This window comes from Desulfofundulus australicus DSM 11792, assembly GCF_900129285.1.
Taxonomy (GTDB): Bacteria; Bacillota; Desulfotomaculia; order Desulfotomaculales; family Desulfovirgulaceae; genus Desulfofundulus; species Desulfofundulus australicus.
The window spans coordinates 1-19,759 of record NZ_FQUW01000045.1 but is presented as its reverse complement, the minus strand read 5'-3'; the positions used below and the strand labels follow the sequence as shown (position 1 = coordinate 19,759).

Sequence of the window (19,759 nt, the reverse complement as noted above, 5' to 3'; positions counted from 1 at the left end):
CTGTTCCAGTGCCCAGGTGAATATTTGGTTGCTGACCTTCTGACAAAGCTCGTGGATACCTTTTTCAAGTTCATAGAAGTCTTTGCACCCACCAATTAATTTAACCAGGCCGGTGACGAAAAGAAGGGCTGCACCCACTATTTGGCGAATATTTAGCATGAGACCTCACACTCGATTTCTGGTGTTTTTTGGGCGCGCGAGGTCTCATTTCTTTTTCAGGGGGCTGATCCCCTTCTGGTGCCTACTGAACCTTTATTACATAACGTAGCTGTCGCGACACAGGAGATATGAATCATAGAAAGCTAAGTGACAAATTTGGTATCTGTTGCTAAAATAAAGAATAATAAATTCGAAGGGAGGGAAATACCCCTGGGCGATTGATTATCCCGGATACAAATAAAATTCTGCAAACCGGGCATGAAGCGCAGGGATTTTGTTATGGGTATTGAGTTCAAGAAAATAGTAAATGAAACAGAATTCCATAATCCCTTTCAGGATTTTGCTTTAAGCAGCTTCCGTAGTGAAATAAGATTTGATCCCCTAACTGGCCACAGAACACGCATTTTCCCTTTTCGCAATCGCAAATTACCCCGCCACGATTGGACACCATTCGTAGAGGAATCACGGCAAAGATTCTGTCCTTTTTGCCCCGAAAACCTTGAAAAAGCCACACCACGCTTTCCAGAATATATAGTTGCGGGAGGCCGCGTTAAATACGGCCAGGCAGTGGTGGTACCCAATCTTTCCCCATATGAAATTTACTCAGGAGTAACTGTAATGGGTCCGGAGCATTACCTTCCCATGAAGTCCCTTACAACCAAGATAATAGCAGACAGTTTCCAGGCATCACTAAATTTTCTCCAACGGGTAGAAGCATACGACCCAGAAAGAGCCAGGTATGGCTCTGTCAACTGGAATTATATGCCCTACGCCGGCGGTTCCATAATTCATCCCCACCTACAGGTTTTATGCGGGCCAACACCTTGCCGTTACGATTCAGATTTAATTAATTACAGCAAAATTTACCTGGACCAAAACGGCAGTAACTTCTGGGAGGACTTGCTGGAACATGAACTTAAAAAGGGTGAGCGCTATCTGGGGCAGGTTGGTAATACCCACTGGATAGCCACATTTGCCCCGCGGGCCCTGTGTGATGTTACAGCCATTTTACCTCATAAAACAACCTATGCTGAACTGGACTACCGGGATTTATACGACCTGGCAGAAGGTCTGCTTAAAGTTATCCGCTACTATGATGAAATCAATATTGCCAGTTTCAACGCAGCTCTTTACGCCGCTCGAAAAGAAGACCAGGGCTTCTGGATTACCGCCCGGATCGTTGGTCGTTATACCATCTACCCATTGGTGGGAAGCGACTACAGTCACCTTCAAGTACTACATAATGAGCCCTGGACATTACATGTACCCGAGGATATGGCCAGGGAATTAAAAAAATATTTTTCTTGAAAAATGTGGAGCCTGCTGAATAAACGGCAGGCTCAATGTATCATCTGCTTGCCCAACATAAAGGAGAAGGAAAAATCCTACGGGATGGCGAATAAACATACATAAAATAACCGTGGGGGGAGAGGGCATAGTGGGAACGCGGTGCATAATATGCGGTCGCATGATTGAAGTGGAAGAATTTGATCCTGATACTTACGACGATTATGAGGATGAGGATCTTAAACCAAAAAAATCTGTTATGATCTGTCAATTGTGTGAAGCAAAGCTGCGCCACGAAGCCGATGAGGCACAAAAGAACCCCAAACCTATGTAGTAACTAGATTTTTATTAACCTTTAAAGTAATCAGTATCCCAGAGACGTAGTATAGTCTATTGGGGAGGTTTATTTATTTGAAATTAATATCAAAAATCCCCAGAACAATAATTCTCCTCACTTCAGTAATTGTATTACTTCTGGCATATGGAGGAGCAAATTTTTATACTGATTGGTTATGGTTTAAGTCTTTAGATTTTGAAGAAATCTTTTTAACTATTCTATTTTCGAAGTTATTCACAGGATTGTTATCAGGTTTAATAATTTTCCTCTTTATTTTTATCAATTTATTATTTACCCGCGGTCCTTTAATTAAAGCAGCCGAAACAAGAACAATTAATAACGGTGATGTTGTCACTCTTTATCATCCTCCCTGGAGTAAGTTTATACATTCAAATAAATTAATTGTTTTTCTAGCCATATTGAGCCTTATACCGGCGCTTTTAACTGGTTTAGCCGTAACTGACAACTGGAATTTAGTGCAACAATTTCTCCACAAAACAACTTTTGAGGTAAAAGATCCACTTTTTTGTCGTGATGCAGGATTCTATATCTTCGAGCTACCCTTTTATCATTTTATCTATCATCTATTATTAGGTGCCTCCGTTCTTAGCCTGTTAATTGTAAGTGGTATTTATATTCTTATAGGTAGTACTTACCCAGGTGGATGGAAAAGTATTTTCAGGTTTAACCATATTAAATGCCACCTGTCGATCCTGGCGGCAATTTTTTTCCTTTTCCGGGCTGCAGGATACTATCTCGCACAGTATATGTTACTGTTTTCTGAAAGAGGTGCGGTTTTTGGCCCAGGCTACACCGATGTCCACGCTAATCTGCCGGCATATAAAATTCTATTCGTCCTGGCCCTCGCCTGTTCGGTTATTATATTGTTAAATATATTTCTTTCACGCTTCAGGTTTGTTCTTTACACAATTGGTTTTTTAATCGCCGGATCCGTAGTGCTAGGTGTTATTTACCCCGCTGTGGTACAAAAATTTATAGTTGTTCCTAACGAAATGGAGCGGGAAAAACCTTATATTGAAAATGCAATTAAATTTACCCGGATGGCTTATAATCTTGATAATATAGAAAGAAAATCATTCCCTGCCGGTAAAATGTTAAGTGCGCAAGACCTGGCAAATAACCAGGAAGTTATAAATAATATACGGCTCTGGGATTACCGTCCTTTGCAGCAAACCTATAGTCAACTACAGGAAATGCGCCTTTATTACCAGTTGAAAAATATAGACATCGATCGTTATGTTATCGATGGAAATTATCGCCAGGTAATGGTGGCGGCTAGAGAATTAAATCAAAGTCAGCTGCCCCCCCAGGCTCAAACCTGGGTAAACCTGCATTTAAAATATACCCATGGATATGGAATTGTTATGAGCCCGGTCAATGAAGTAACAAGGGAGGGTTTACCAAGTTTTACCATTAAAGATATCCCTCCCTCAACACATACAAACTTAAAAGTTGAACGTCCGGAAATTTATTTTGGTGAGCTTACAGATAACTATGTAATAGTCAATACTAAAAATCCGGAATTTGACTACCCCAAAGGAGATGAAAATGCCTGGTGTTTTTACCAGGGGAATAAGGGGGTAAAGGTTAATTCTTTATTCCGTCGTTTACTGTTTGCTATATCTTTTGGGGATTACCGTATTCTTCTTTCTGGGGACATAACGCAGGATAGCCAGATTCTTTATTACCGCAATATTTATGAGCGTGTACCCAGGTTAGCACCTTTTCTAACTTATGATGGAGACCCCTATATAGTCCTGGCCAACGGCAAGCTCTACTGGATGTGGGATGCCTATACAACAACCAGCATGTTTCCTTATGCTGAACCCTACAACCACCGGCTGAACTACATCCGCAACTCAGTGAAGGTGGTGGTTGATGCCTATGATGGTAGCGTAAGTTTTTATCTTATCGATGAAAACGATCCCATTATTCAAACCTATAGCAAAATATTTCCGGATGTTTTTCAGCCTCTTGAGAAAATGCCCGAGGCTCTTAAGAGCCATATCCGTTATCCGGAAGACCTTTTTATGATTCAAGCGCAGAAATATGCTCTTTATCACATGGAGGACTATCGCATTTTTTACAATAAAGAGGATAAATGGGACAGGCCAACGGAAATAGTTGAAGATAAAGAAGAGCCCATGGAAGCCTATTACATTATCACCAGGTTACCCGGTGAAAAACATCCAGAATATATACAACTGCTGCCCTTTATTCCACAAAATAAAAAGAATATGATAGCCTGGCTGGCCGGTAGATCAGACGGGGTAAATTATGGACGGTTGCTGGTATATGAGTTTCCAAAGCAGGAACTGGTATATGGCCCCATGCAAATCGAAGCGCGCATTAACCAGGACACTACGATCTCACAGCAATTATCTCTCTGGGACCAGCGAGGATCGAGGGTCTTCCGGGGTAACCTGCTGGTAATACCGGTTAAGGATTCTCTGTTATATGTAGAACCTATATACCTGCAGGCAGAACAAAGTAAGATGCCCGAATTACGGAGGGTTATAGTTGTTCATGGTGAACAGGTGGTGATGGAGCCAACTTTAGGAGAAGCTTTAAGACGTATATTTGGAGTCGAAGAAGAAATAGAACACTCTGTAACAGAACAACGGGTTAACAACATTAGCAATAAAGCAGGGTTAGCCGAACTGGCCCGTGAAGCCAGCAGGCTCTATGAACAAGCGATGGAGAAACTAAAAGACGGAGACTGGGCCGGCTATGGTAATTCATTACAACAGTTAAAACAGGTTTTAAACGAATTAACCTTACGAGCCAGTGAATAATGTTTACCGCGTATTATTTGCGGAATAAAAAAGGAGGGGGAAATAGTGTTTTTTGAACAGTGGTGGCAGGGAATTGTGTTCGGATTTTTTACCACAGTGGCTCTGCTGGTGATTGCCTCTGCTTTTACAAGCATGTGGAAGAAGTATGAGGATAGGGAAGAAAAACCAACCCACAGCTGTGATGCCCATGGTCATCACTAAAATCATAATTTACTTTCTACCGGTATCAAAACCGGTAATTTTTTCATGGAGGTAATTATAATGCCCTTTATAACTATTGATTCCCTTAATTATTACTACTCAGCTGAAATGCCTAAAGATAAGGAACCAAAACAAACCATCCTTTTTGTCCACGGTGCAGGGGGAAGTCACCGCCACTGGCTTTACCAGCTTAACGGTCTAAAAGAAAATTACATGGTTCTGGCCGTGGATTTGCCCGGTCACGGTCAGTCACAAGGAGAAGCGTACGATAATATCACGGCATACCGCCAGTTTATCAATGCTTTTACGGAAAAGCTTATCGGCCACCGGTTTATTCTTGCCGGGCATTCGATGGGGGGAGCTATCACCCTGGATTTTGCCCGCTCATATCCAGAAAAACTTGCCGGAATGATTTTGATTGGAACCGGTGCCCGTTTGCGGGTACTCCCTGCTATACTGGAAACTCTTCAGCAGGGGAAATATTACACGGATTTAATCCAACTGGCCTATAGTAAAGATGCACCTGCCTCACTCCTGGAAGCTGCACGCAGGGAAATGGAATCTGTTCCTCCCAAGGTATACCTGGCTGATTTTACTGCCTGTAATGGTTTTGATTTGATGGATATGCTGCCGTTAATTAAAGTCCCGTCCCTGGTAATATCTGCCGATCAGGATATGCTGACACCGGTTAAGTATGGTGAATTTTTGCAACGGAATTTACCCCTGGCCCGGCTGGAAATTATCCAGGGAGCAGGCCATATGATGATGCTGGAAAAGCCAGGAGAAATTAACGCTGCAATAAACAGGTTTATAGAAAATATCTTGCACGTGGTATAAGGAGGTTTAAATATGAATACTCCAGTTAAAGTCAAGCGAATTGGATTATTAACCGGAGGAGGCGATGCCCCGGGATTAAATGCCGTTATCAGAGCCGTGGTAAAAGCTGCCATTAGGGAATATGGCCTTTCAGTGGTAGGCTTCTTAAATGGCTTCGGAGGGTTAATAAAAAACCAGGCAAGAGAGCTTACAGAAAAAGATGTTATTGGCATACTGCCACGTGGGGGAACTATTCTCGGCACTACCAACCGCGACAATCCATTTCACTATCCCGTCATCAAAGGAGGGAAAAAGGTTTACGTAGACGTAAGCGATCGTATATTTGAAAATATCAGCATACATGGTGTTGATGCTCTTATTGTCATTGGCGGAGATGGTAGCCTGGCTATTGCCAGAGAGCTTTTTGATAAGGGGCTGCCCGTGGTGGGAGTTCCCAAAACCATTGATAACGACTTGCTGGCAACAGACCAAACCTTTGGTTTTGATACGGCTTTAACAACAGCTACCGAAGCCCTGGATAAATTACATACCACGGCCGAATCTCACCACCGGGTTATGGTTCTAGAAGTAATGGGACGTTATGCTGGCTGGATAGCACTGGCTGCCGGCATTGCCGGTGGTGCTGATGTAATATTAATTCCTGAAATCCCCTATCGCATTGAAAAGGTTATCGATATGATCAACCAAAGGGAAATACAGGGCAAAAAATTCAGTATAATTGTGGTAGCCGAAGGCGCTAAACCAGTAGACGGGGAATTAGTGGTTCAAAAAAGGGTAGAGGACAGCTTCGATCCCATTCGCCTGGGCGGCATAGGCCATGTGGTAGCCCAGCAAGTTGAAGAAGCCACCGGGAAAGAAACAAGGGTTACCATCCTGGGGCACCTGCAGAGAGGAGGATCACCTACAGCTTTTGACCGCATACTGGCCACACGTTACGGAACAGGAGCAGTCCGGCTGGTTATGGAAGGTCGCTTTGGACATATGGTATGTCTAAGGGGAGCAGCAATTGATGCCGTACCTTTAGCGGAAGCTACCGGTCAGGTACGCTCCGTACCCCTGGATAGCGATTTGCTTTTATCGGCAAGGCAACTGGGGATTTGCCTGGGTGATTGACAGTTTTCCTGATATTGAAGGATAGGAGGTAACGTGGAAAATTGCTTACCATAGATATACCGGAACGGGAAACGCTCAAATTAAAATATCTGGTACTGGATTTTAACGGCACACTGGCCAAGGATGGCAATCTACTTTCGGGAGTAGAGGAAAGGTTAAACGCACTTTCCGAAAAACTAGAGATTCATATTCTTACAGCCGATACCTTTGGTACAGGTGAAAAGGCCTGCCGGAACATCAAAGGACATGTACAAGTCTTAAAGCAGGGGAAAGGAGTCAACCAAAAATTAAAATTCATTGAAAGATTAGGTCTTCAAAATACGGTTGCTGTTGGTAATGGAACCAATGATACACTGATGCTAAAAAATGCCGCCCTGGGCATTGCTGTATTGGGACCTGAAGGAGCTTCGGTTCAAGCTCTCCTGGCAGCCGATGTAGTAGTGAAAGATATCTGCGAAGGCCTGGATTTATTGTTGCATCCTGTAAGACTGATTGCAACCCTACGCCTGTGAAAAGGGGGAAGATTATGATCCATAATTATACAGAAGAAGCAGTAAAACGTCTTCTGCCAGAGATACTAAAAGAATATACCAAAAATAACCCGCAAACCTGCACCTGCATCTACTGCCAGGAAGATATTATGGCTCTGGCTTTAAATCAATTACCCCCGCATTATGTGGTATCAGATGAAGGCACCATATTGACCAGAGTCAGCTTTGAACAAATAGGCGGTAAGGCACAAATAATTGCTGCTATTACCAGTGCTATCAAGCAAGTTGCAGCCAACCCCAGGCACGATAAATCCAGGCCATGATAAATGGGGGGAGAAAAATGCTGTACGAACCTCCTCTTTTCCGTCCGCCCAGCGAAGCCAGCAGTTTAATTTTGCAGGTCACTCTGGGGTGTTCTCATAATGCCTGTGCTTTTTGTGGTATGTACAAGGGCAAAAAATTTCGTGTACGATCCCAGGCTGAAATCATGGCAGACATAGAGATAGCGTCACGTTTTGACCAGGGAGTTAAACGTATTTTTCTGGCGGATGGTAATGCTTTAACCATGGAAACACAAAGTCTCTTAAATTTATTAAAGCACCTTTACAATTATTTTCCCGAATTAGAACGGGTGTCCTGTTATGCCGGCCCGCGGGATCTTTTATATAAAGAACTTGATGAATTAAGTGAATTGAGAATGGCAGGTCTGAAATTACTTTATCTGGGAGTTGAAAGCGGTAGCGATGTGATATTAAAAAAAATGCATAAAGGGGTTAATGCTAATGAAATGATTCAAGCCTGCCGGCGCGCCCTGGATGCTGGATTTGAGCTTTCAGTAACTGTAATTACGGGCCTCGGAGGGAAGGAATATTCCCGTGAACACGCCCAGGCTACCGCCAGGGTTATAAATGCCATTAATCCCACTTACCTGGCTGCCCTAACTCTTATCGTTGTACCCGGAACCCCACTTTTTAAAGAAGTACAGGAAGGTAAGTTTACGCTACTAACCCCACAGGAATCTTTACAGGAATTAAAATGGTTAATTGAAGGTTTGGAAATAGATAACTGTCTTTTTCGTTGCAATCACGCCTCCAATTACCTCCCTTTAAGGGGTTATTTAAAAAGAGATAAGGATAAACTTATCTACGTGCTGGATAAGGCCTTAAATGAGCCTGGTAGTATACCATTACGTCCAGATTATATAAGAGGTTTATAAAAAATAAAATAAGAAAAAATTTTCTCCCCCTTTTCCAGATAATAACAGGATATTTTTACCTGTTGGCGTATATAAACTATATCTATATCCACTAAAAAGAAAAGGGGGAGTATTTATGAGATTCTGGCCCATTGTTACTTTAGCCGTAATTTTTTTATTAATCAGAGGGGAAAATCACCTCGCTGTCAGCAGCCCAATAAAAATGCAATACGACGATATATATGCAGTTGTAAAAGGGGCAGTGGAAGATAAAACCTGGTGGCAGGCTCGAAATATATATGAAGTTAGAGAGAAACTGGGGAAATATTATGCAGAGCCTATTTTATCCACTATTAGTAAAAGGGCGTGGAATTTTATATCGCAGCCTACGGACTGGTACGTTCAAACTTTTGTAAGCGCCATTTATATAACATCTATTTCAACGGAAAAGGTAACTCTTAAAATAGACATGGTCAACAAGGATCTTATTAGCGGACAAATACAAGAGGGAACCGGATATTTTAGTTTACATAAAACCTTATCAGGCTGGCGCATAATATCCGCTGACTATCGCTGGGAAAAAGAATCGAATACCCTTGGAATAATAAGCCCGAATATCATATAATTAAGAATATCATATAATTAAAAGGTAAAATCAGAGATAAATTATTATTATATAGAGGGGTGGAATATTTTTGAGAATCGGTATTTTTACCGATAGTTACCGTCCCTATACCAGTGGAGTGGTACGTTCGATAGATACCTTTACAGCTGAATTAACCAAACTGGGACATGAAATATATATTTTTGCCCCCAATTATCCTAACTGTTCGAAAGAAGAAGGGGTCTTTCGATTTCCATCTTTTCCCGCTCCTACAAACCGGGATTTTACGCTGGCATTACCATTTTCATTTCGTTTAAAACCAACATTAACCCAGTGGAAACCGGATATCATTCATGTTCATTCACCATTTCTTGTAGGACGGGTAGGTGCCCGCTATGCTCGTAAACTCAAAATTCCCCTGGTATTTACTTTTCATACTTTATATGATCAATACGTTCATTACGTACCTTTTGCCCGAAGCGTAACCAGGGAATTAACCAGGCGCTTTTGTCGTGATTTTTGCAATAAATGCGATTTAGTAATTACACCAACTTCAATTATTAAAGATCATTTAAGAAACCTTGGGGTATATACAAAAATAAAAGTTATACCAACAGGCATCAACCTGGATGATTTTAATAATGGCGACATCTACTGGTTAAGAAAGAAATATAACATTAAACCAGAGGAAACTATATTACTCTGTGTCGGACGGCTGGGACAAGAAAAGAATATTGTATTTCTGTTATATGCCTTTGCAGAACTTTATATTACTAACCCTAATATTAAACTTGTTCTGGTAGGTGGGGGACCAGAATATAACAATTTAAAAAAATTAACACACCAGCTTGGTATAGAAGAACAGGTTATTTTCACCGGCACTTTAAATCGAAATGAAGTTATTAATTGTTATCTCGGGGCTGATATTTTTGTTTTTGCTTCTAAAACTGAAACCCAAGGATTAGTTTTGGCCGAAGCAAAAGCAGCCGGATTACCTGTAGTTGCCATTAAAGCATATGGGTCAAGCGAAATGATTAAGGATGGTGAAGATGGCTTTTTACTTCCTGAAAGTAAGGAAATCTATGTTGAAAAAATTAAAGAGCTCATTTTAAATAAGGAGCTCAAACAAAAATTATCCCGACGGGCCAAAATTAACGCACAACAACTTTCATCTCATCGCTCGGCATTAAATTTAATCGCTGAGTATCATGCTTTATTAAATGAAAAACATGATCAATTTTTAAGCAATTCAATATAAGCAATTCAATATAAAATAGACATAAAAAAGTCTGCTTCCTGGAGGGAAAACTGGTGGAAACATGGCTGCCGCTATTGGGTGGCTACCTATTTATTTTTTTTGCCCGGGTATTAGATATGTCCTTAGATGTTATTAGAGTACTGATGTTAATGAGAGATAAACGGTTACTGGCAGCTATTATTGGTTTTCTTGAGGTGTCAATATTTATTTTAGCACTCAATAAAGTACTGGCCGGGGGATTAGATGATCCATTAAAAGTGATCGCATACGCGGGTGGATTTGCAACAGGTAACTACATTGGTAGTTTTATTGAGAACAAGCTTGCCCTGGGATACCTTTCACTGCAGGTATTTCCCGAACCACAATTAACCCCACATCTTATTAATAAATTGCGTCAGGAAGGTTTTGGTGTTACCAGCGTGGATTGTCAGGGCCAGTGTGGAGAAAGAACGGTACTGTTTGTCTTATTGAAGAGACGAGATCTGCAAAAAGCTTTATCCATTTTAAATAATTTAGACCCCAATATATTTTTTAATGTATCCGATGCACGATTAATCCATGGAGGAGTATTTCCAGCTAAAGGTAGCAGATTGGGAAAATAGTTTTCAATAATCGGGTACCGTAATTGCAGCCTGGTCGCTCGATGGTGAATTTTCTTTTAGTGGAATAACTGCTGGAGCACCATTCAGTCCGGTAATAACTAAATACTCCTGTCCAGTTACAGTATCCCGTAAAACAGTAAAGCCGCCTAAATTCTTTGTCTCAGGATGTTCATAAATTACTTTAAAACGCTCAAAACGTTCTCCAGATATATCAGGTACCTGGTTATTATTTACCTTATCATCAACCCGTGAACAGGCAGTTAGCGTTACAAAAAAACAAACAAAAAGGAACATGAAAATATTACGTAACATAAAATTATACCCCCCCCATAACAAAGCTAAAATAGGCCATTCACATCTATATTATAATTCAATTCGATTTGTATTCAATGACTTGATTTATAAACAGCCGTGAAGCCACAAGGCTTTTGCAAGCGCAGTGCCCGGCCCGGAGCGCAACGAAGTGGCAGGAATTTCCGGGGCCGGTTGACATAATACTTATTATAGGAACCATCCTGAATTGAAATGGCCTTTGTAATTAGTTTAATAAAGTGATTAGAAAAACGATACACTACTTACATTTGCCTAATAAGTAGTTGATATATATGATATTTATCAAGCAACATTAAAAAAGGAGGAGTAGTAAAAATACTACTCCCAAAAGTTTAATGCCGCCGGCTTACCCCTTAAAACCATATTATTTAATTATTCAATTCTTCTATGGAATTAATAGTTACGTATTTCGGAACGACCAGACCTATCTTTGCTCCCTCCAGATTGGGGCCAAGGTTTTCTACCTTATCCTTTACCTGATCGTAGTAATCTCCGTGGGTATACGGTAACCAAGCAGCTACAATGGCATCAAATTGCCCGGCACCAATACCCGTCCACATAACTCCAGCATCCACTGCTTTGAGTTCAACATCATAACCCATCTTTAAGAGTACATGCTTCACCACATGAGTACTAGCAATTTCAGAATCCCACTCCACATAGCCCAGCTTGATTTTCTTCAGGTTACCCTTGGGTACCCCTTCGGGAATCCACTTTTTCACTTTATCCTCATTTTCCCGGATCCACTTTTGGGCCGCTTCATCGGGATCCATTTTGTTTGCATTAATATCCAGCATTACCGCTTCCATGTCAGACGGTTGCCAATAAAATGCATCCAGCATTTGATACGCAGCCGGAGCATCTTTCTGCAAACCTTTGCGCGCAATGGTGGCTATGTGCTCTTCCCCTCCATAAACTCCCTTGGGATCTTCCAGGTACTTGAGGTCCCACCTGGCAAACATCCAGTGGGGCGTCCAGCCGGTAACCACAATCCACTTTTTGCTTTCGATGGCCGACTTCAACGCAGCCACCATAGCAGCACTGGAACCATCTTTTAAAGTATAGTCAAGATTGTATTCTTCAATTGCTTTTTCAGTGGCCTTCATGATTCCTGCCCCAGGTTCGATACCTATAATCTCCCCGTTAAATTTATCCTTAATCGTTCCTTGACTGCTTTCCTTTTCAGCTGTTGTTGTCGTACAGCCAAAAACAGCAGTTACAAGAAATAAAATAAATACAGGTAACATCATTACCCGGTATTTTCTGAGCATATTTAATTCCCCTTTCTTTTATCTTTCTGCCCTAGAGCCTGGGTAACCCTATCCAGAATGATGGCCAGGATAACAATGGCCAACCCGCCTTCAAAACCCCGGGGAATGTCCAGCCTTTGCAGGCCACGCAACACCTCGCCACCCAAACCTCCAGCCCCAATCATAGCCGCTATTACGACCATGGATAGTGACAACATGATACACTGGTTAATACCAGCCATAATCGTGGGCAAAGCCAGCGGCAGTTGCACTTTTAATAATTTTTGGGCACGTGTAGAACCGAAGGCTTCCGCTACTTCCAGAAAATCCACGGGAACCTGCCTGATACCCAGACCCGTTAGCCTGATCACCGGCGGCATGGCAAAGATTACCGTAGCCAGAAGAGCCGGTACCCTGCCAATACCTAATAGAATTACTGCGGGTACTAAATAAACAAAGGGAGGCATAGTCTGCATAAAATCGAGAATGGGCATGGTCACCCTGTGCACCAGGTTGCTCCACGCAGTTAATATACCCACAGGTAACCCTAGAAGCAGGGCTAATAACGTTGCACAAATTACCAGAACCAGGGTTTCCATAGCCGCTTCCCAAAGGCTAAGGTTATAAATAAGCAACAGACCAATACCACTCCATAAAGCTACATTTCTCTTGCTAAAAAACCAGATCAGTGCAACTAGCAATATAATCAAAATGTACGGGTTTATCACCAAAAATAGGCTGGTTAAAAGCCCCATCAAATTATCAAGATTATCATTGATAAAGTTAAAAAAACCACCGCAATGTTCCTTGAGGAAATTAATAAACAGCTCTACCCAGTGACCTAAAGGAATACTGAAAATCACTTCATTCCCCCTTTCCGTACCAGGGCTGCTAGCAATGCTCCGCGCACAATAACTCCTAACAGACGTTTCTGATCATCGATAACGGCCAGGGGAAATTTGGAATGGGCCAGGAGCGGGATTAGATCATTTAATGGAGTCTCAGGGGTCGCAGTAGGAAAATCATGGCGCAAAACTTTCGAGAGATCCTCCTTGTTACTTTCGCTTGCTTCCAAAGCTTCCTCCGCCGTGATCAGCCCTGCTAATTTACAATCACGGGTTACCACAAAGATACTGGAAAAGCCTTCCTTACGCATGCGGCGCAGGGCTACCCGCGGGCCGTCTTTTAAGGATACGGTTCCCGCCGGCCGCATCACATCTTCAGCTGTCAGCACCCTGGTTACATCCACGTCTTCGACAAATTTAGCCACATACTCATCGGCCGGCCGGGTCAGGATTTCCTCAGGGGTACCTACCTGGACAATGCTGCCGTCCTTCATCAGGGCAATGCGGTCGCCAATCTTTAAGGCCTCGTCCAGGTCATGGGTAACAAAAATGATGGTTTTATTCACCTTGCTCTGCAAGGACAGCAGCTCATTTTGCATCTCCCGGCGGATCAAGGGATCCAGGGCACTGAAAGCCTCGTCCATTAAAAGGATATCGGGATCGCTCGCCAGAGCGCGGGCCAACCCCACCCGCTGCTGCATTCCTCCACTCAGCTGGTCCGGCAGGGCCATCTCCCATTCGTTCAACCCAACCAGTGCCAGCATTTCCCGTGCCCGGGCATAGCGCTCGTCCCTTTCTACCCCTTGAATTTCCAGCCCGTAGGCCACATTGTCCAGCACCGTGCGGTGGGGGAAAAGGGCAAAACGCTGAAAAACCATGCCCACCTTCTTGCGCCTGATTTCCCGCAGGCGCACATCGTTGGCGGCAGTAACATCTTCATCATCGATAAACACTTTACCCCTGGTAGGCTCTACGAGGCGGTTAATACAGCGCAAGACGGTAGATTTTCCACTTCCGGAAAGTCCCATGATGACAAAGACTTCCCCTTCACGCACCGCAAAATTGACGTTATTAACGGCAACGGTCTGCCGGGTCCTGGCTAATATTTGTTCTTTACCCCATCCCTGATCGAGCAGAGACAGGGCACTTTCGGGATTAGACCCAAAAATCTTCACCAGTCCCTGAACCTTGATTTTATCCGTATCCGTGAACCTCCTTTCCCAATAAAAACTTTTTGCTTTCATATTTTATCAATGAACAAATATACCAGTCAACCCGTCTATACTTGCTAAGTTGGCGGAAGTGGGATGCTGCTGGCTGAATTGAAGGAAAAACGGTTTCCCACGCCAAATAATACATCAGAAATGCAGATCAGCACCATGTTGGATACAAATTCGTGGGATCAGGAGGAACGCATATTGGTTGTAGGCATACTGGTAATGGAGTTACGCATGAGCGAAGCTAATTCTCTAAAAGGCAAGCGGCGGGTGTTAAAAAGTTTACTGGATAAGGTAAAGGCCCGCTACAACGTTTCGGTAGCTGAAGTAGGTAAACAGGATACCTGGCACTTCTCTACCATAGGGGTGTCTTTTATCAGTAACGATAGCGCCCATGTTCACCAGACCCTAACTGCAGTGGTGCGTTTTGTTGAAGGCTTGGGAACGGTGGAATTGCTGGATATGCGGATGGAGCTACTGTAAAAAACGGGACTGACGGTATTGTACCGCAGTCCCTTTATATTGAAGAAGGAGGTAGTGGGCTTTAGGATAAAGGTCACGTAACCCGACTTAAAAAGTAAGCTAAAAAGCCGGCAGTGGTGCGCTGGGCCAGGCCCAGCAGCACACCGGTGACTTCGTGATATTCCTGCCCGGCGCTAACCCGGGGGTAATATTCCCTGGCCAGGCGGGCATTGGCATAAACCCAATCACCGGCCCGGGAAGCAACCTGGTAATAGCCACCGCGGTCAACCCTGAAGAGGCCACAGTGTTCCCGCACCCAGGCTTCATATCGTTGATGCCCGTTAAAAGCTACGCCGCGCGCATGATGGGGAACACATAAATCCTGCACCAGGTGAACGGCGGCTCCCAGGTAAAAAAAGGCCAAATCCTTTTTCCCTTGATACCAGCAGGACAGCGCTTTTTGAAAATATTCCTCGCACTCACCGGCCGCATCGGGCCATGATCCGAGGCCCCTACCGGAATGGGGGTCCAGGTAGTGGGCGAAACATTTCCACCCCCGGTCTGCCCAGAGGGTGCCCCGGTTAAATGCCACCAGGTGCTCGCGCAACAATCGGACCAGTTCTTTTAAGCCATCCTGTTCTAAAATGGTTAAAGCCTGCTGGTTACAAAAAGTGTGGGTAACTCCCCCGCGGTCCACCAGGTTTTGCAAAGGATCGGCCACGGCTAAGAACCGCTTGGCTATGGCCCACGTCGAAGGGTTAATCACCAATGGCAAGTCCTCCCCCGTAAGCACTCTATTATCATAACCTGATTTTGCAGGGATTAATCAGCGCATACGGGGGAAAACTCGACCCCACCTTTTTATCAAAGGGTGGGAATTATTACCCCACCTTAGTAAAGATTTGCTCGTCCAACCAGAGTCGGAGTCCCACTACAAGAAACTTGGTAAGCACCTTGTCCTGAGCATTGATCGGTTCCACCCGGATACCTCGTTGAGAGAGTTGATCAATGAAACTAAAAAGCTGGCATACTCCCGGCTCATCAATAAACTCCAGTTCACGCAAATCCAGGACAATGTGCCCTTCTTCCCGGGCCATATCTTCCAGTACCCTTTGTAACTTCTTAAAATGGTGGTTCACCACAATACCGCTCACGCGAAGGGAATTGCCATCTCGCCAGATCTTAACCAACAAGCCTCACCTCCTGGCCTTTATTATAACGTTCTTTTATTAACCTGCTGGTAAGTTTTAATTAAACCATGGTTAATTGCTTATGAACTTTTAGCATGTTTTGCGGAACCTTTCACAGCTAGATAAAAAAGGCCGGCCAATATGCGGTAAAATGCCTGCCGGGCCGGCCAGTAAAATTCTTCCCGGGATTCTCTACTTAAACTGCCCTCCCCGTAATGTGTGACAAAATTACGTAGCGGTCAAACGGCGGTAGATGCGCCGGCCCAGCCAGCGGGCACAAATATTAAAAAGCAGTACAACCAGAATAAGCACGGCAGACGAACCGTCGGCCACCCGGCGCACATCGGGGATCAGGGCTTCGGAATTGATTTTCCAGATGTGCACCGCCAGGGTTTCGGCTGGACGGAAGGGATTTAGGGGCGAAGTGGGACTCAAGGGATTGAGATCGGAGAAATTTAAAATGGGGCTGCTCATGCCGGCAGTATACAGCAAGGCCGCCGCCTCACCAAAAACCCTACCGGCAGCAATAATGGCCCCAGTAACCAGACCGGGAAAGGCGGAAGGCAATATCACCCGCCACATGGTTTCCCAGCGAGTGGCCCCCAGGGCCAGGCTGGCCTCCCTTAGCTCAGAGGGAACGCTGCGAATGGATTCTTCGGAAATCCGCACCATTAGCGGCAAGTTAATCACCGCCAGGGCCAGCGCCCCGGACATTAAGCTATACCCCCATCCGGTCATGTTGACAAAGATAAGCAGACCAAACAAGCCCACCACAATGGAAGGCAAGGAGGTAAGGGTTTCGATGGACAGGCGGATGTATTCGGTAACACGCCCCTTACCGGCGTATTCGGCCAGGTAAATACCTGCCAGCAAACCGAGGGGGGCGGTAATGAACATGGTTAACAGGAGCAAATAAAAGGAGTTGAAAATCTGTGGTCCCACCCCACCGCCTGCAGCAATGGTCTGGGGGGGCATGGTCAGAAAACGCCAATCAATGACCCGGATGCCGTGCCAGAGAATATAGCCCAAAAGCAAAGCTAAAATAGCCAGAACCGCAGCGGCACCCATCCAGAACATGATGGTAGCCAGACGATCCGCCAACCGGGCATTCATCTAACCATCCCTCCCCGCACGACCACCCGAATAACCATAATAAACAGGAAAGACATGAGCAGGAGAATCAAACCCATGGACCACAGGGCGCTGTTCCACAGAGAGCCCATGATGGTATACCCCATATCCATGGTGATGGCGCTGGTTAAAGTAATCGTTGGATCGAGAAGTGAATGGGGAATGGTCCGGGTGTTGCCAATCACCATTTGTACGGCCAGGGCCTCACCAAAGGCCCGGGCCAGGCCCAGGACAACGGCCGTAATTAAACCCGAGCGGGCCGCCGGCACCAGCACCAGACGGATGGTCTGCCAGCGGGTGGAACCCAGGGCCAGCGCCGCTTCCTTCCACTGGGGCGGCAGGGCCCGCAAACTGTCGGTAGATACGCTGATTATGGTTGGTAAAATCATGATCGAAAGAACAATAAAACCGGCCAAAACGGAAAACCCTTCCCCACCTAAATAATTGCGGATAAAAGGCACCAGCAGGCTTAAACCCACATAACCGTAAACCACCGAGGGTATGCCGGCGAGAATCTCAATGGCCGGTTGCAATACTCTTTGTCCCCATACGGGCGCAATTTCCACCATAAAAACAGCAACAACGACGCTCAAGGGTGCGCTTACGGCCACCGCCAGCAGGGAAACCAGGAGGGAACCCAAAATGAAAGTTAATGAGCCAACAGCAGGGCCGCCTTCCTCAAGGGGCCGGTCGGGCCACCATTGGGTGCTGAAAAGGAACTCGGTAACCCTGACTCCGTGCGCCGTAAAGGTGGCCAGTCCTTTACTCCCAATGAAATAAATAATAGACATAGTGAGTAACACTACCAGTGCTGCTGCCAGAAAGGCCGCCGAGCGCCCCAAAAATTCCCCGCATCTTTTGCGCCTTTGAATATTCCCTTTATCCGGGACCCGGAAGCTTTTTTCTGCATCCGGCTCCGGGGAAAATTCCTTGTGCATAACTACCTCCTCTTCTGACAACACGAAAGGCAGCGAGGCAGTGCCGGTTCCATAACCGCCGGCTACCCCGCCACCGTCTAAAGCTGAATCCTAGACCTTATTTCTAGGTTACATTACCCTGGGCATCCCGTTCTACCTGCATCTTGGTAATGGGGATATAACCCATTTTCTCAACCAGTTGACCCTGTACCTCGTCACCGAGCATGTAATCCAGGAAGGCCTTCTTTAAGCCGGTGGGTTCACCTTTGGTGTACATGTGCTGGTAAGCCCATACCGGATACTTGCCGTTGACAATATTTTCTACAGTGGGTTCCACCCCATCGAGCTTGAGGGCCTTAACACTATTGTCAATGTAAGACAGTGCCAGGTAAGAGATAGCGCCCGGTGTTTCGGCAACCATCTTGCGCACGGTGCCGGAAGAATCCTGCTCCATACCGGGGGCGCTGTCTTCCACGCCACCCAGGGCAAATTTCTTGAAGGTGGCGCGGGTGCCGGAACCCTTGGGCCGATGGATGACCACAATTTTCTGATCCGGTCCGCCAACTTCCTTCCAGTTGGTAATCTTGCCTGTGAAGATATCCACCAACTGCTGTTTGGTCAAGTTATCCACCGTTACGCCGGGGTTGACCACGGTGGCCATCCCCACCACACAAACTTTGTGGTCCACTAACTGGGAGGCATCAATACCGCTCTTTTCTTCAGCAAAAATATCGGAGTTACCGATATCCGCCGCACCGGAGGCCACCTGGGTCAGGCCGGTACCGCTGCCGCCACCCTGGACCACAATCTGTGCCTTGGGATTTTTAGCCATGAACTGGGTGGCAGCCTGTTCCACCAGCGGTTGCATGGCTGTAGAACCAACCGCCGTAAGGTTACCTGCAATCTCTGCTTGTCCACCGGAAGGTTGCCCACCACAACCGGCCAGGGCCACTACCAGCACCAGCCCTGCAGCCAGCACCAGCATCCTCTTTGCCCTATTTCCCAACATTTGCTCCCCCTTTTTCTTTTTTACTATTTTTATCTCAAGCAGCCTCTGGGGGCTGCATTATTTTTACCAGGAACATTGTAAAGTAGAAGTGTTACGGGTGAGTTATCCCTCGGTTAACTACAGATTAAATTTATGTTAAAAGGAATTTAATCTACATGTTTTCCGTGCCCAACCAAATTCAAAATCGAGTAGGAGGGGGCGGCTAGCCCCCGTCCTCTCACACCACCGGACATGCGGGTCCGCATCCGGCGGTTCACCAAGCTTGACGAAGATAAGAATAGCGTTCGGTTAAGCTCATCAGGCCCTGGGACTGAAAGTCAGGCGTTGCCCAGGGCTCTATTCATTGGCCCGTGGGCCATCCGCCATGGCCCTTTGCGAGCGTTGGCGAATTCATGTACTACCCATTCAGGCAATCCCAGTGCACGTAGCTCGCGGTACCTTGTCCGCACTCGCTTCCACTGCTTCCAGAGGCACATGCGCAGCCTCCTCCGCATCCAGCCTTCCA

22 protein-coding genes and 2 pseudogenes are annotated in these 19,759 nt (G+C 45.2%); 13 read left to right on the top strand and 11 right to left on the bottom strand.

Annotated features, from left to right (window positions below):
* Positions 1-159 (bottom strand): annotated as a pseudogene (locus tag BUB44_RS15180) (ISLre2 family transposase); the annotation flags it as partial.
* Positions 160-1,059: 900 nt separating this feature from the next.
* Here BUB44_RS15180 and BUB44_RS15900 point away from each other — a divergent pair.
* From BUB44_RS15900 to BUB44_RS13480, 12 genes are all read left to right on the top strand, one after another.
* Entirely contained in the window at positions 1,060-1,467 is a 408-nt protein-coding gene (locus tag BUB44_RS15900) for a hypothetical protein (RefSeq protein WP_242655989.1), read from the top strand.
* Between the two features lie 130 nt (positions 1,468-1,597).
* Positions 1,598-1,780: a hypothetical protein gene (locus tag BUB44_RS13525; protein WP_073167240.1), complete on the top strand. Its 183-nt coding sequence runs from the start codon at positions 1,598-1,600 to the stop codon at positions 1,778-1,780.
* Between the two features lie 77 nt (positions 1,781-1,857).
* Positions 1,858-4,599, top strand: coding sequence for a UPF0182 family membrane protein (locus BUB44_RS13520; RefSeq protein ID WP_073167237.1), 2,742 nt, complete (start codon positions 1,858-1,860; stop codon positions 4,597-4,599).
* 45 nt (positions 4,600-4,644) lie between these two features.
* The gene (locus tag BUB44_RS15490; protein ID WP_165611052.1) at positions 4,645-4,800 is read left to right on the top strand and encodes a hypothetical protein; all 156 of its coding nucleotides are present in this window, start codon (positions 4,645-4,647) and stop codon (positions 4,798-4,800) included.
* 60 nt (positions 4,801-4,860) lie between these two features.
* Positions 4,861-5,637 (top strand): alpha/beta fold hydrolase, encoded by a 777-nt coding sequence (locus tag BUB44_RS13515; RefSeq protein ID WP_027357417.1) that lies wholly within the window; start codon positions 4,861-4,863, stop codon positions 5,635-5,637.
* Between the two features lie 12 nt (positions 5,638-5,649).
* Entirely contained in the window at positions 5,650-6,750 is a 1,101-nt protein-coding gene (locus BUB44_RS13510; protein WP_027357415.1) for a 6-phosphofructokinase, read from the top strand.
* A 41-nt stretch (positions 6,751-6,791) separates the two neighbouring features.
* Positions 6,792-7,262, top strand: a complete 471-nt coding sequence (locus BUB44_RS13505; protein WP_027357414.1) for an HAD family hydrolase — start codon at positions 6,792-6,794, stop codon at positions 7,260-7,262.
* 14 nt (positions 7,263-7,276) lie between these two features.
* Positions 7,277-7,564 (top strand): late competence development ComFB family protein, encoded by a 288-nt coding sequence (locus BUB44_RS13500; RefSeq protein ID WP_073167235.1) that lies wholly within the window; start codon positions 7,277-7,279, stop codon positions 7,562-7,564.
* 17 nt (positions 7,565-7,581) lie between these two features.
* Positions 7,582-8,457 carry a B12-binding domain-containing radical SAM protein gene (locus BUB44_RS13495; protein WP_073167232.1) on the top strand — a complete coding sequence of 292 codons (876 nt, stop codon included), beginning with the start codon at positions 7,582-7,584 and terminating at the stop codon, positions 8,455-8,457.
* A 115-nt stretch (positions 8,458-8,572) separates the two neighbouring features.
* Positions 8,573-9,061 (top strand): hypothetical protein, encoded by a 489-nt coding sequence (locus BUB44_RS13490; protein WP_073167230.1) that lies wholly within the window; start codon positions 8,573-8,575, stop codon positions 9,059-9,061.
* 70 nt (positions 9,062-9,131) lie between these two features.
* Positions 9,132-10,298 carry a glycosyltransferase family 4 protein gene (locus BUB44_RS13485; protein WP_073167227.1) on the top strand — a complete coding sequence of 389 codons (1,167 nt, stop codon included), beginning with the start codon at positions 9,132-9,134 and terminating at the stop codon, positions 10,296-10,298.
* Positions 10,299-10,351: 53 nt separating this feature from the next.
* Positions 10,352-10,900, top strand: a complete 549-nt coding sequence (locus BUB44_RS13480) for a DUF2179 domain-containing protein (protein ID WP_073167224.1) — start codon at positions 10,352-10,354, stop codon at positions 10,898-10,900.
* A 3-nt stretch (positions 10,901-10,903) separates the two neighbouring features.
* Here the strand turns inward: BUB44_RS13480 and BUB44_RS13475 are convergent, their stop codons facing one another.
* The 4 genes from BUB44_RS13475 to BUB44_RS13460 all read right to left on the bottom strand — a co-directional run bounded on the left by BUB44_RS13475 (position 10,904) and on the right by BUB44_RS13460 (position 14,572).
* Positions 10,904-11,212 carry a hypothetical protein gene (locus BUB44_RS13475; RefSeq protein WP_073167221.1) on the bottom strand — a complete coding sequence of 103 codons (309 nt, stop codon included), beginning with the start codon at positions 11,210-11,212 and terminating at the stop codon, positions 10,904-10,906.
* 389 nt (positions 11,213-11,601) lie between these two features.
* Positions 11,602-12,504 carry a glycine betaine ABC transporter substrate-binding protein gene (locus BUB44_RS13470; RefSeq protein ID WP_073167218.1) on the bottom strand — a complete coding sequence of 301 codons (903 nt, stop codon included), beginning with the start codon at positions 12,502-12,504 and terminating at the stop codon, positions 11,602-11,604.
* 2 nt (positions 12,505-12,506) lie between these two features.
* Positions 12,507-13,082 (bottom strand): ABC transporter permease, encoded by a 576-nt coding sequence (locus BUB44_RS13465; RefSeq protein WP_423219800.1) that lies wholly within the window; start codon positions 13,080-13,082, stop codon positions 12,507-12,509.
* 260 nt (positions 13,083-13,342) lie between these two features.
* Complete coding sequence (locus BUB44_RS13460) at positions 13,343-14,572, bottom strand: quaternary amine ABC transporter ATP-binding protein (RefSeq protein WP_073167212.1); 1,230 nt, start codon at positions 14,570-14,572, stop codon at positions 13,343-13,345.
* Positions 14,573-14,746: 174 nt separating this feature from the next.
* Here BUB44_RS13460 and BUB44_RS13455 point away from each other — a divergent pair, with 174 nt between their 5' ends.
* Positions 14,747-15,028, top strand: a complete 282-nt coding sequence (locus BUB44_RS13455) for a DUF503 domain-containing protein (protein ID WP_073167246.1) — start codon at positions 14,747-14,749, stop codon at positions 15,026-15,028.
* A 73-nt stretch (positions 15,029-15,101) separates the two neighbouring features.
* On the opposite strand, the gene BUB44_RS13450 is transcribed toward BUB44_RS13455, so the two are convergent.
* From BUB44_RS13450 to BUB44_RS13425, 6 genes and pseudogenes are all read right to left on the bottom strand, one after another.
* Positions 15,102-15,773 (bottom strand): zinc dependent phospholipase C family protein, encoded by a 672-nt coding sequence (locus BUB44_RS13450; protein ID WP_242655990.1) that lies wholly within the window; start codon positions 15,771-15,773, stop codon positions 15,102-15,104.
* A gap of 115 nt (positions 15,774-15,888) precedes the next feature.
* Positions 15,889-16,200: an STAS domain-containing protein gene (locus BUB44_RS13445; protein WP_073167207.1), complete on the bottom strand. Its 312-nt coding sequence runs from the start codon at positions 16,198-16,200 to the stop codon at positions 15,889-15,891.
* A gap of 225 nt (positions 16,201-16,425) precedes the next feature.
* Positions 16,426-17,310: a phosphate ABC transporter permease PstA gene (pstA, locus tag BUB44_RS13440; RefSeq protein ID WP_013822470.1), complete on the bottom strand. Its 885-nt coding sequence runs from the start codon at positions 17,308-17,310 to the stop codon at positions 16,426-16,428.
* Positions 17,307-18,266: a phosphate ABC transporter permease subunit PstC gene (pstC, locus tag BUB44_RS13435; protein ID WP_114362194.1), complete on the bottom strand. Its 960-nt coding sequence runs from the start codon at positions 18,264-18,266 to the stop codon at positions 17,307-17,309. The genes pstA and pstC overlap by 4 nt, the downstream gene beginning before the upstream one ends.
* Positions 18,267-18,369: 103 nt before the next feature.
* Complete coding sequence (locus tag BUB44_RS13430; RefSeq protein ID WP_073167205.1) at positions 18,370-19,254, bottom strand: phosphate ABC transporter substrate-binding protein; 885 nt, start codon at positions 19,252-19,254, stop codon at positions 18,370-18,372.
* 317 nt (positions 19,255-19,571) lie between these two features.
* Positions 19,572-19,759: pseudogene (locus BUB44_RS13425) on the bottom strand (group II intron reverse transcriptase/maturase); the annotation flags it as partial.

Bases quoted from the DNA above. Each gene is read 5' to 3' on its own strand.
- BUB44_RS13515 (WP_027357417.1), top strand. From the start codon at position 4,861: ATGCCCTTTATAACTATTGATTCCCTTAATTATTACTACTCAGCTGAA.
- BUB44_RS13510 (WP_027357415.1), top strand. From the start codon at position 5,650: ATGAATACTCCAGTTAAAGTCAAGCGAATTGGATTATTAACCGGAGGA.
- BUB44_RS13500 (WP_073167235.1), top strand. From the start codon at position 7,277: ATGATCCATAATTATACAGAAGAAGCAGTAAAACGTCTTCTGCCAGAG.
- BUB44_RS13495 (WP_073167232.1), top strand. From the start codon at position 7,582: ATGCTGTACGAACCTCCTCTTTTCCGTCCGCCCAGCGAAGCCAGCAGT.
- BUB44_RS13490 (WP_073167230.1), top strand. From the start codon at position 8,573: ATGAGATTCTGGCCCATTGTTACTTTAGCCGTAATTTTTTTATTAATC.
- BUB44_RS13475 (WP_073167221.1), bottom strand. From the start codon at position 11,212: ATGTTACGTAATATTTTCATGTTCCTTTTTGTTTGTTTTTTTGTAACG.
- BUB44_RS13470 (WP_073167218.1), bottom strand. From the start codon at position 12,504: ATGCTCAGAAAATACCGGGTAATGATGTTACCTGTATTTATTTTATTT.
- BUB44_RS13465 (WP_423219800.1), bottom strand. From the start codon at position 13,082: ATGGAAACCCTGGTTCTGGTAATTTGTGCAACGTTATTAGCCCTGCTT.
- BUB44_RS13460 (WP_073167212.1), bottom strand. From the start codon at position 14,572: ATGAAAGCAAAAAGTTTTTATTGGGAAAGGAGGTTCACGGATACGGAT.
- pstA (WP_013822470.1), bottom strand. From the start codon at position 17,310: ATGAATGCCCGGTTGGCGGATCGTCTGGCTACCATCATGTTCTGGATG.
- pstC (WP_114362194.1), bottom strand. From the start codon at position 18,266: ATGCACAAGGAATTTTCCCCGGAGCCGGATGCAGAAAAAAGCTTCCGG.
- BUB44_RS13430 (WP_073167205.1), bottom strand. From the start codon at position 19,254: ATGTTGGGAAATAGGGCAAAGAGGATGCTGGTGCTGGCTGCAGGGCTG.